8 protein-coding genes and 1 tRNA gene are annotated in these 12505 nt (G+C 39.0%); 6 read left to right on the top strand and 3 right to left on the bottom strand.

The window, feature by feature from the left end:
• The first annotated feature begins 5 nt into the window (after nucleotides 1-5).
• The 5 genes from V7D82_RS12495 to V7D82_RS12475 all read left to right on the top strand — a co-directional run bounded on the left by V7D82_RS12495 (nucleotide 6) and on the right by V7D82_RS12475 (nucleotide 4280).
• Nucleotides 6-90 (top strand) — tRNA-Ser (locus V7D82_RS12495).
• A 250-nt stretch (nucleotides 91-340) separates the two neighbouring features.
• Entirely contained in the window at nucleotides 341-1600 is a 1260-nt protein-coding gene (locus tag V7D82_RS12490) for a site-specific integrase (RefSeq protein WP_162128027.1), read from the top strand.
• Nucleotides 1601-1839: 239 nt separating this feature from the next.
• Nucleotides 1840-2346, top strand: coding sequence for a helix-turn-helix domain-containing protein (locus V7D82_RS12485; RefSeq protein ID WP_333601309.1), 507 nt, complete (start codon nucleotides 1840-1842; stop codon nucleotides 2344-2346).
• Nucleotides 2347-2437: 91 nt separating this feature from the next.
• A complete protein-coding gene (locus V7D82_RS12480; RefSeq protein ID WP_162128025.1) occupies nucleotides 2438-3940 on the top strand; it encodes a MauE/DoxX family redox-associated membrane protein in 1503 nt (500 codons plus the stop codon).
• Between the two features lie 76 nt (nucleotides 3941-4016).
• Nucleotides 4017-4280, top strand: coding sequence for a DUF6520 family protein (locus tag V7D82_RS12475; RefSeq protein ID WP_162128024.1), 264 nt, complete (start codon nucleotides 4017-4019; stop codon nucleotides 4278-4280).
• 65 nt (nucleotides 4281-4345) lie between these two features.
• Here the strand turns inward: V7D82_RS12475 and V7D82_RS12470 are convergent, their stop codons facing one another.
• From V7D82_RS12470 to V7D82_RS12460, 3 genes are read right to left on the bottom strand one after another with little or no spacing between them, the layout of a single operon-like run.
• A complete protein-coding gene (locus tag V7D82_RS12470) occupies nucleotides 4346-6949 on the bottom strand; it encodes an alpha/beta hydrolase family protein (protein WP_333601308.1) in 2604 nt (867 codons plus the stop codon).
• A gap of 1 nt (nucleotide 6950) precedes the next feature.
• Nucleotides 6951-8351 carry a RagB/SusD family nutrient uptake outer membrane protein gene (locus V7D82_RS12465; protein WP_162128020.1) on the bottom strand — a complete coding sequence of 467 codons (1401 nt, stop codon included), beginning with the start codon at nucleotides 8349-8351 and terminating at the stop codon, nucleotides 6951-6953.
• Between the two features lie 11 nt (nucleotides 8352-8362).
• The gene (locus V7D82_RS12460) at nucleotides 8363-11362 is read right to left on the bottom strand and encodes a SusC/RagA family TonB-linked outer membrane protein (protein ID WP_333601307.1); all 3000 of its coding nucleotides are present in this window, start codon (nucleotides 11360-11362) and stop codon (nucleotides 8363-8365) included.
• A 565-nt stretch (nucleotides 11363-11927) separates the two neighbouring features.
• Between V7D82_RS12460 and V7D82_RS12455 the strand changes: the two genes are divergently transcribed.
• Entirely contained in the window at nucleotides 11928-12149 is a 222-nt protein-coding gene (locus tag V7D82_RS12455; RefSeq protein WP_333601306.1) for a helix-turn-helix transcriptional regulator, read from the top strand.
• The last annotated feature ends 356 nt before the right edge of the window (nucleotides 12150-12505 follow it).

The raw sequence follows: 12505 nt of genomic DNA, 5'->3' as shown, positions 1-12505 counted from the left end.
TTATTGGAGAAATGGCAGAGTGGTCGATTGCGGCAGTCTTGAAAACTGTTGACTGTAACAGGTCCGGGGGTTCGAATCCCTCTTTCTCCGCTGACCGAAAGGTAAATTGAAGCAAAACGCTGTAAAACTTATGTTTTACGGCGTTTTTTGCTTTGTAGCTGTATCAAAGAAGTTCATTAAATGGTATCGTATCAGTGACCTATTTAGTGACCTATTTATTTCAACGTAAATGGGTCACTGAAATTCGCTGAACGACCTGACTAACAACCTGTTCAAATAGTGTACATCTTGTGTCAGGTGTGATTGATAGATAATTTTATAAATCTAAAATGACATCATTATGAACAAAACTTTCAGCCTTCTTTTTCTACTCAAAAAGAACAAACAAAAAGCCAACGGAACTGTGCCTCTTTATGCACGAATCACAATCGATGGTATTCCAAAAGAAATCTCATGCAAAAGAAGTATTCCACCGGAACTTTGGGATAATAAATTGCAAAGACTAATTGGTAGAACCCAAGAAGTAAAATCTATGAATAGCTATCTTAAAACCTTTGAACAGGAGATTTATGATGCACATCACATGGCCATGAAAGATAAAAAGCCTGTTACGGCTGCGGTTGTCAAATCAAAAGTAACAGGTACTGATCAAGCTAAGTATATGATAGTTCCTATTTTCAAAGAACACAATAGAAAAATGTGGGCTTTAGTCCCTGATGAATTCGCTAAAGGAACTGCGGAGCGCTATGATACTTCATTAAAGCATACAGAAAGTTTTATACAATGGAAGTATAAAGCGACTGACATGAACATTGCCGATATAGATTACGAATTTGTAACTGAATATGAGTTTTACTTGAAATCAGAAAAAGATTGCTGCCACAACACGGCAGTAAAGTATGTGAAGAATTTTCAGAAGATAATCAATATTTGTCTTAAAAATGAATGGATAGTCAGAGACCCATTTCTCAAGTATGAGGCTAAAGTAAAGGAAGTCGAAAGAGATTATTTGACACTTGTTGAACTTAGAACTATCTACAAGAAAAATTTTGTATCAGAACGTCTTAAATTGGTTAGGGATATTTTTGTTTTCAGCTGCTATACAGGTCTTGCATATATTGACGTAAAACAACTTTCTCCCGAAAATATTTCTTTAGGGATTGATGGTATAATATGGATTTTTAAAAACAGACAGAAAACTGATGGACCATCTAATATTCCCTTACTGCCAATTGCAAAAGAAATTCTTGACCGATATTCAAACAGTCCTAAATGTCTTAATGAAAATCGTGTTTTACCAATATTAAGTAATCAAAAAATGAACAGTTACTTAAAAGAAATAGCTGATGTTTGTGGCATTAATAAAGACCTAACATTTCATGCGGCTAGACATACTTTTGCAACAACAGTTACACTTAGTAATGGCGTGCCAATTGAAAGTGTTAGCAAAATGCTTGGTCACAAAAACTTGAAAAGTACACAAATCTATGCTCGTGTACTTGATATTAAAGTAAGTGCAGATATGATAGTTTTAAGGGATACGCTAAAAGATATTATGCAGTCTGAAGATGGTAAAGTTTTATTAAGCTATACAGGTTAATTGTAAAAAGTATTACTCAATAAGTAAAAAGCATTGCAAGTAAACTGCAATGCTTTTTGTTTGTAAAATAACCAAAAAATATAGTATTTAATTCCCGAATCACACACTATACTTCTTGATTCAGAAATACACATTACATAGCTTTGTCCTCACTTCCCATATCCCTTCCGATACTTCTTCAATTACATATACCGATGGACAAGCAACAAAACCAGGAACGAATAAAATCCATTTACCGTATGCTATTAGAAATAGCTTATGGTAATCTAAACTATCGAATGGTAGTAGAAGGTCTTGATGAGCAATTTGATGAACTGGCAAACATGCTCAACCAAGTAGCAGAGAAATTGCAGGAAATTGGATATTCTAGTCCATACAAGAATACTAAAATTGATTTAGGTGCAACAAACGATACCACAGTCCTCATGGTTCAAAAAGTCCTCGATTACATTCAAAATCATTTAGAAGAACCACTACCATCTACAAAGAGGCTATCAAAAATGTTCGGCACAAACGAATTCACTTTAAAAGAAAACTTTCGAAGACTATTAAAAACCAGTATTTACCAATTCTATAATGAGGAAAGACTTAAAAAGGCCCATACATTAATAGAAAAAACCAGAATTCCTTTAAAAGAAATTGCTTTACTAAGTGGTTTTACTGATTATACCAACTTCTACAAAGCATTCAAAAAAAAATTCAATTATCCTCCAAGCGAACTCAAGCGCGAGAATACTGATTTGTAATCTTATTCCGTTTTTTACTTGTAAATATTCCCGAATTGAAATAACATAAATATTTCATTTATAGAATTTTACAGTATTAAAAGCATTGCAAATGAAAAATTCGGTCACCATTAAAAAGTATTGCATCGACATTGTTGGCTACTTGTTTATTATCCTTTTCACCTATGCAGCCTTCAGCAAATTATCCGATTACGAAAGCTTTACCATTCAACTAGGGCAGTCTCCATTACTAAGTGCATTTGCCGGCTGGGTTTCTTGGTTTATTCCTGCTTTTGAAATTAGTATTGCAATTTTACTAATGTTTAATCGCACACAATTCTTTGCCTTGGTAGCCTCTTTTGGGTTAATGATGATGTTCTCGGCTTACATATATATCATATTACATTACAGTGAATTTGTTCCTTGTTCCTGCGGCGGAATACTGGAAAAAATGACATGGAACCAACACCTACTTTTCAACTTAGTCTTTTGCTTTCTTGCCGCAGTAGCAATCATTTTTTCGTTAGAACAATTACCACTACAAAACAAAATTTGGAAAACAAGATATAAACTAATCGTCCTACTCACAACAAGTATTTTCTCGGTTGGTATAGTTCTCTTTCTCTTCCTAAAATCAGAGCAAATCATCCATCAGGAAAACAATTTTGTCCGCAGATATCCGCCGCATCTTTACAGTAAATCAGGGCAATTAACCTTACCATACAACGGATATTATTTTGCAGGGATGACTAATGGCATTCTTTACTTAGGAAACTATGCTGCACCACTTTCAATAGTAGCCATCAGTAGTGATTTGAAGCTAGTAGGTAATTATAAAATTGAACTCAATACCTACAAACTACCATTCCGGTCAGCGCAAGTTAGGATAATCGATTCTAGTTTTTACCTAACAGACGGTACCGTACCCTGTATCTTCAAAGGCGACATATCAAACTGGCAAGCAAAACAACTTCTTGATAGTAAAACATTCTTCTCTTCCTTTGAACCCATCGATTCCACCTCAGCAATCTTTCGCGGTAAAAGCCTAAAAACAGGACAAAGTATACTAGGAACCATGACCTTTTCAAATAATAAAACAAGGGTAATCTATGGTGAAGGGCTTTTGCAAAAACAAATAGACGGCATCTTCGATTGTGACGGAATACTGCGCTACAATCCACAAATTCAAAAACTCATCTACAGCTACTATTACCGCAATCAATTTATTGTGGCCGATAAAACAGTAAAACTTTCCTATCGCGGAAACACCATTGATACGACAACTACGGCTAAGATTAAAATCGCCACTTTAAGTAACGGCGACAGAAAGATGGCAGTACCTCCACTGATGGTTAATAAGCTCAGCAGCACTTCAGGCAATCAACTGTTTGTGAATTCCAACCTTCGGGGACGTTATGAATCACTTAACCTCTGGAAACAAACCTCTGTGATTGATGTATACAACCTCAACACCAAAACTTACGAGTATAGCTTTTATGTCTATAATCTTAACGATAAAAAGCCACAAACTATGTGGGCCACAAAAGGCAAAGTGTACTTCCTGTTTAATAACACTCTGGTAGCCTATCAACTCGATACATCGGCAAGGCGATAAATAATATAGCATCAGGAATAAGATCGAACACCTGTAGAAAAAAGTAGATCAAATCAATAATTTAATTTTTTACATCATGAAAAATGGAAAAATGTTCCTGTCTGTAATCCTTTTTACAGCAGCAGTAGCCAGTGCTTTCACTACCACAGCATCAAAAAATGCTAAAGCTGTAAGCTCAGTGCCGGGCTACATCAAACAAGGTCCTACTTGTGTGTTTAAAAACAATTGTGACAACGTGAACACAGGAGTTTTGTGTACAGAAACCCAAACGGGAGGTGCGCAAATCTTTGGGATGACCGATGCCACACATTGTGCGGTTCAGTTGTGGAGACTTAACTAAACCATTAAACACAAAAAAAGCAGTTCCTAATCACTAGGAACTGCTTTTGATTTTATAAAGATTGGTTATCGCATTCCTTTTGCAATCCATTCAGGTGGTGATGCATCTTTTAAATAAGTAGCAAGCCATGATTCATACCGATGGGTAAAGTCTTCTCTACTATCACTTTCAGTCAATATGTGCCCATTGTTCGGGTAAACAAGCATAATAGTTTTCTTCCCTAACCGTCGTAGAGCATTGTAAAATTCTATAGTTTGATGATAATCCACTTGCCGGTCCTCTTCACCCGTCCAAATTAGCATAGGGGTAGTGATGTTTTGAGCCTGCATAACCGGAGAATTCCTCAAGAATCCCTCCATATTAGAAAACAGAGGCAGTGGCATGCGATACTGATGATCTTCAAATCGCCAAGTTTCAACTTTACCGGTATTCCACCCAATCGAAAGATAAGTGTTAACCAAATCCGAAGAGCCTGCACCCGAAACAATGGTAGCGAAAATGTCCGTTTGCGTAGCGATAAAATTAACTTCATAGCCTCCAAACGAATGACCTGTTAACCCTATTTTATCAGGTTGTACTATACCCATAGCTATCACAGCTTTAGTGGCACTAACCACACAATCCGTTGCCGAAATACCAACATCGTCCATAGTATACGATATATCGGGATGCAAAACCAAATAGCCATGAGCAGTCAAATTACTGGTATTAATACCAATGTTGTTGTGCAGTGTTGGGTTAACATATCGATGAACCTCCTGACTCAACCGCTCATAAATATAAACGACCATGGGATATTTTTTTGATGGGTTATAGTTTGCCGGGTAGTACAAAGCACCTTGCAAATGTTGATTTTTAGAATTGGTGTAACTGATAAGTTGTGAGGTACCCCAATGATAAGTAAAATGTTGCGGATTACTCTGCACCACAATTTTTGCAACATTTTTCAATTTCCCAATAGCCATGATAGCCGGTGGCGCATCAAAATCCTGTTCAGCATAATAGTAGGTATCACTCCCAGTTGTAAAACCAAATTGAGTAATGCTTTTATCTTTAAACACGATTGGCTTTTCAGTTCCATTCCATTCATAGAACCCCGATTGTTTGGTATCTTTTCCAAAGGCTTGTAGATAAAGTTTGTTGCTTAAATCCAATTCCCGAAAAGTAAACCCATCAAAGTTCATCGTCAGTTTCACCTCTCCCAACGGATAAACCAATCGAAAAGAAATTCCTTGTTCTCTTCCTCTGGAAAGTCGCTTGGCTTTCAAATCGGCCAAACTTACGCTCCACAAATCATATTCATCATAAAGGATAATATCGGTATCATCTTTCGTCCATCCTACAATGCCGCAAGCTGGCTTTTGCCCTGACTTATCCTTTGCTTCATCAGCTAACGATTCCCTAATTCCAATACTGACATTAAAATGTTTTTTACGGGCGATATCATAAACCCACCATTGCTTGTTTTTAAAATAAGCTACATACTTACCGCCATATGAGGGCGTGATTTCCGCAATATCACATAGTTGATCCGCCAAGAATTTAGTTTTTTCTCCACTTGACAAATTTGTAATATAAAAATCAGCGGTAAAATCCTGAGTAAACTGAGGTTTATCCCCCATCGGATTGTAAGTAACCGCATAGTGCTGGTCACCACTCAACATCATTTTAGGTAGCTCTGTGCTTGTTATCCTTAAAAATCGCCCACTATCAGGCCACCAAACAGCACATTTCGACGCCTTGTCAAACCTACCTGTTCGTTGCGCCTGCGGGTAAGGCCAGGCATCATTGCCATTCCATATTTGTACTAATGGCTTTTCAGGATTTGTAGCCGATGGCTCAGTAAGATAAAAGAACACCCGTTGCCCATCATCCGAAATCATAAAGCGGGTCCAAAGTGGTGCTTCTATGCGACTGCCTTTGGCTATAGAAGGCACACTATTTGCATCAAAACCAAAAAGTTTGTTCCCGGCTAATCGATATACATACAGGTTTTTACCATTCCGAATATCAAGCGTGTCTTTATAACTTTTCACAAAGGCAAAAGATTGCCCTTTGCGTTGCCAAACAATGTTTTCAAAGGTAGCCTCACCATCAGATTCCAATTTCTGAAAATGCTCCCTATTACCATCAAAAGGGCAATAATGCAACGAGGCTTTTTCCTTTGCTATGGCATAAACCATTCCCGTAGTGGTCGGATTAAGATAAAACCTGGTAACAGAGGCTATCGTTTCCGTTCCAATACCATCAAGCCGTTCCATAGTAAGTTGTTGTGTCTCGGTCAACGTAACCAAAGTAGTGCCATCCGCCGAGAAAGCATATTGGGTAATCTCTTTAAGCTGCCTAACGACTCCTGTTTTTAAATTCAAAACCGAAAGTACATTGTCCGGCAGCATACAACTAAAAAAAGCATCTTTGGCAAACTTCCCATCATACCCTTTGGCAAAAGAATAGGTTTTGGTAGCTTCTTTATTCCGCACAAAAAGGGTATCCATACCACTCTCATAAGCCAAATGATAGCTTACCCAATTCCCTTTAGCAGACACTGCTTGCATTTCCATAGTACTCCATAAATGGTAATCTGCCTCGGTAAGAAGCTTTTTGTTCGTAACCTGCCCCATGACAGAGCAGGAAACTAACACAAAAAAAATAATAAATGGATTTCTCATTCTAATAGCCTGCATTCTGCGGAGCAAGATTTGGGTTAATCAATAATTCCGATTGAGGCACCGGCCAAAGACCATCTGTAGTATTCCATCCCGGTTTAACAGGAGTTAAGGTTGCATCCAAAGCTCCTGTTCGTTGCAAATCAAAAAAGCGCATGCCCAATTCGGTAAAAAACTCAAACCTGCGCTCTTCCATAACCGCAGTAATAATTGCGGTACTAGTCGTAGCAGTAGTACCACCAAGTCCGGCATTGTTGCGTACAAAATCCAAATCTTGCTTGGCACCTATCAAATCACCTTGTTGCGCTCGGGCTTCCGCTCTAATCAAATACTGCTCTGCCAGTCGCAACATAACCGAATACGAAGTAGTCGTTGTCGAACTGTTATCCTGTTGGTATTTATAAGGTTGGTACCAAGTAGTCGTGCCATCGGTAATACTTCTAATCCAATGATTTCTACGTTGGTCATTTGTGGCAAACGAATTGTATAAATACTGACTCAATGCTACCGTAGGTGGAGGACCTGCATTAAAAACAAACAAAGCACCTTCCTGCGCATTAGCATAGCCACCACTGGCTGAAAATTGCCAAATAGTACTCGTGCATTCTTTTAGAAATACCTTGTCTAAATCCGGTTCCCACACATACATTGCCGTTTGGTTCAACACCGCCGAAGCTTCATTACTGGCTTGTGCCCATTGCCCTGTATACAAATACAATCGGGCAAGCAACGCTCTAGCAGCATATTGGTTGGGTCTTATTCTTTCATAACTAATATAGCTCTCTGGCAACAACGTAGCAGATTCCTCCAAATCAGCAATGCACTCATTATAAACTGCCACGGTAGTCAATCGATGCACAGTACTGTTTTGCACATAATCGGTTGTGGTAATATAAGGGCAACCACCATAAACACCTGCCAAATAGGAATGCAGCAACGCCCTAACAAAAAGCGCTTCCCCAATAAGTTGATTTTTTTGTGCAGTAGTCATACCTGTCGAAGCAGTAACACCTTCAATCACGGCATTAGTCGCATAAATCTGATTATAGGTACTGTTCCACAACTGTTGCACATAACCATTAGTAGCCGTCACACTATTGTTATAAAAGGGTTCTGCCGTAGTAACACCTGTCTGATAGCACACCAATTCATCAGTATATTGCCCTAGTAAGTTCGATAACCCAACCGACTTACCGGTCAGTAACCCATTGTCGCGCATCTTAGCATAAATGTCCTTCATGGCAGCAGTTGCAGTAGTATTGTTTTCAAATACAGCCGTACCCGTCAGTTGCGAATTAGGTTGCTCCACACCTACAAAATTATCACACGAAGTAGCAAGGCACAGTAATACGCCCCAAACAGCCACTGGCCAAAAAAATGATATAGTTTTTAGTTTATTTTTCATGTCTCTTCTTTTTAAAATTTAAACTCGGCTCCTAAACTAACAATGCGTAAAGGAGGCAGATAATTAAAGCTTCTAAACTCGGGATCACCGTCTTTATACGGTGTAATAAGTAGTAGGTTTTGACCCTGCAAAGTCAACTTACATTGCAATCCTTTCACATAGCTGGGTACTACATACGAAAGGGCTACATTTTTCAATCGTATGTATGAGGCATCACTCACAGCAGCATCACTGGTGGCATAACGTCCATAAGCATTCACGGCATCACTATTCAATCCGGTGGTATAAATTTGATGGGTAGCGATATCACCTGCTTGCTGCCAACCGCCCACAACAGAAGCGGGTTGATTCCCAAAAGCACCGGGAGCCGAATACTGCGTAGCCGCATTCCAGTTCAATTGCTTCACAAACTGAAACAAAAAGTCCAATTGAAAGTGCTTATACCGCAACTGGTTTTGCAGTCCACCATAATAAGTCGGGCTAAAATCCCTAACCGTTTGGGCATCGGCAATGGTCAATTGACCGTCTCCATTCACATCTTCAAACTCATAAACACCCGTTTGCGGATTCACACCGGTAAAGTGATACAGTTTTTTAATATTAATAGATTCTCCAATCACATATTGATTGCTGTAGGTACTGCTGGCAAGCCCCGGAAAAGCAATCAACTTATTTTTAGGCACAGTAAGATTAAAATTCGTTGTCCATCCAAACGAATCTTTTTGCACATTCACCGTGCGCAGCGTCAATTCCAATCCGGTATTCTCAACAGTAGCAGCCAAGTTCGATTGCATCGAAGTAAAACCTGTGGTAGCAGGCAATGGCATACCAATCAACTGGTTCGAAGAGCGGTTTCTGTACCAACTCACTGTAGTAAAGATGCGGTCTTTCAATAAACCAAGCTCCAAAGCCGCTTCTAGCTTTCTGTTGGTCTCCCAACTAAAATTAGGATTATACAACCGTATCGGGCTCAATCCCACCGTGCCGTCATACACCGTACCGCTCGATTGATAGGTATTTAAAAACTGATAATCGCCTATCTGATCATTTCCCGTAATCCCATAGCTGCCTCTAAGTTTTCCAAAACTTAAAAAAGGTATTTTGTCTTTAATCGGTTTCTCGTCCGAGAACAACCAGGCAGCACCCACAGCGCCAAAATTAGCAAACTGCTTACCAGGTCCAAACCGGCTCGACCCATCACGACGACCGGTCAGGTTCAAAATGTATTTATCCTGCCATAAAAAGTTTACCCTTCCAAAAAAGGCTTGATAACGGTATTCGGTCACATCATCATAAAAGGTTTTGCTAAAACTGGCAGAAGCTAAATTGTACAGCAAACTATTACTGGTAAAGCCCGACCCATATTGCAGCATACTGTTACTTTCTTGATTTTGAAAAGTCCCACCAACCAAGGCAGTCACTTTACCTTTACCAACCGTGCGGTTCCATTGCAATTGCGGTTCTACAATCCACGATTGTCGGCTTGAAGTAGTTAAAAAGATAGACGAATATTCCGCTCCGGCTTCATATACAGGGTCATAAATGGTCGAAGGATCGGTCCGGCTTTCATGATGCCTCAAGTCGGTAAACCCCAAACTAGTCTTAGCAGTAAACCCATAAGGCAATTGATACGAAAACGTACTGTTTGCCACCAAACTATTCGTTTTAGCTAAAGATTCCGAACGCAAAGCCGCTAACGGATTCTCCCAGGTACTGTTTTCCCAATTTAGGTTGCCATCGGCATCATATAGCGCAGGAGCATTCGGAGCAAGATTTCTCGAAATCCGCGTAAGGTCGGCTGCAGGTTGGTCGTTATCCTGTACATCATAACCACCCGAGAATACTACTTTAAACCGTTTATCATCACTCTCATGATCCAAACTCACATGCACAGCCCCTTTTTTATAGTCAAAGTCTCCCGGAAATACAGTGCTTTGGGTATAGGTGTTCCCACTAACCAAAAAATGGGTTTGTGCCGAACCTCCCGAAACATTAGCTTGCAACGTCTTAATCACAGCAGTACCACCAGTTAATTCCTTTTGCCAATCGGTGTAGCGGTTCACATCCCAAGTACCGTTAACATCAAAAGCATTATAGGGGTAAGTAGTAATACCATCGTTAACAAACGCTTGTTGGCGTATCGCAAGGTATTGTGCGGTATTCAGCAAGTCAAGCTTTTTGGTAATTTGCCCAGTTCCGGTACTGGCACTAGCAGTAAACTGCGTTTTTCCTGCCTTGCCTTTTTTGGTAGTAATCAGGACCACACCATTAGCACCACGAGAACCATAAATAGCGGTAGCATCGGCATCTTTCAAAATCTCGATGCTTTCAATATCACTCGGATTGATCGAGTTTAGCGGGCTCGTAGCTGTAGGCAAAGTCGATGAGGTTTGCGAATCTCCAATAGCATCCGAGGCAAACGGCACGCCATCAATTACATACAACGTCGCATTACCACTGTTACGCAAACTGTTCAACCCTCGAATCCGAATATCAAATCCACCACCCGGCACTCCAGTCGTTTGGGTAATATCGACACCTGCCATACGTCCTTGCATCGCAGCAAGCACATTAGCCACGGGTTGTGTTGAAATATCCTTGGATGTAATTTTCGAAATGCTCCCTGTACGCTCCTTGTCTTTTACAGTATAATAGCCAGCATTAATAGTAACTTCTTTCAGAGTTGTTGAATCCTCCTGCATCGTTACATTAATAACAGAACGGCTGTCAAGCGTGACAGTGACTTCCTTGTATCCTATGTAGCTAAAAGTCAGTATTGCATTTGAGTTAGTAGTTAGGGCAAACTTTCCTGCATTGTCGGTTATGGTACTTTGGTTAGTACCTTTCACATTTACTGTTACTCCGGTTAATACTCCATTGGCATCAGTCACTATGCCTGTAACATTAGTAGATTGTGCGCTTTGGGCAAATAAGGCATTACAATAAAATAGGCTTATAAAAAGTAAGTACAATAAAGGCGCTCGAGCCTTGTACAATGAATTTTTATTCATAATATTGGTTTGGTTAAATGAAACATTAGTTTTGTTTGTCTACCGGTCCTCTGTTCAACCGCCAAGAAGATGCAGAGGGCCTTTTTTTGATTGAAGTGTTAGTTAGATTGTTTATAGCATAGGCTGTAGGGTTTGGTTAGATAATCATTTAAAAAGCTGCCCCAACCTAAACTAAATTTCAAAATCCAAGAAATGGCGTTGAGGCAGGCTTTGCTGTGTTCTAAAATCTGTAATGATTTGCAATCCGTAAATAAGTGAAGAGATGCGCAGAGAATCGTTGAGTTTATGCCACAAAAAAAGGCGCGGAACTCAGCTTATTGCCATTGAGGTACTGGTATACCGTGCAACAATAAGTGAGCCCACGCCCTGGAGCGTGAGCATTGACACTTATCTTCCCGTTGCAAAAATTACCAGTTTTCAATGGCGGGATTCAAAGCGAATGCTTCAAATATTATTTATATGAAGAATCGCAAATTTAAATATTCTGACACAAATATAATAATTAATTCCTACAATCGGACAGCTGTCCGATAAATTTTGAGATTTAACATCTTAATTTGTCTATATGGCCGATTTAAACAGAAAAATATGTGACTATATAGCCAAGGAATGGATTGGTAACGAGCAGGCAAAAACTCAATTTGCCCTCAGTCACAACATTGATGAAAAGACTGCCAGAAGAATATTTAATGATGAAAAGTACACTATCACTTTATACACTTTAAATAAGATTTGCGAAGCTAGAAATATTAAACTTTCAGACTTTTTTAAATTAATAAACTCATAAGGTGTTCAAAAAATATTAATTCAAACTTCAGAAATACCACGAAAACTAAGATGCCTCCGGGCATCTTTTTTTATTCCGAAATTTAAATAATAAATATTCCCGAATCGCATACGACTATAAATTAGCATTTTATATTTTGACTACCTAAAATTCAAAATATGGAGTGGTATGAAATTGTAATGGCTATACCGGTTATAATAATAGGAATCTACATTAGTATCAAATTAAAAGAGTCTAGAAAAAACATCTGTAATAGCCACATCTCGAAAAATCTAAATAAATAAGAGAAGTTTACTACATTTGATTATTAATCAAAATAATTTCATCTTTTAACTCAACAATGAACCTTAAAGCAA

The sequence above is a fragment of the Flavobacterium sp. genome (assembly GCF_036741995.1).
Classification (GTDB): domain Bacteria; phylum Bacteroidota; class Bacteroidia; order Flavobacteriales; family Flavobacteriaceae; genus Flavobacterium.
The sequence above is the reverse complement of the archived record's forward strand: the minus strand, read 5'-3'. Positions and strand labels throughout refer to the sequence as shown.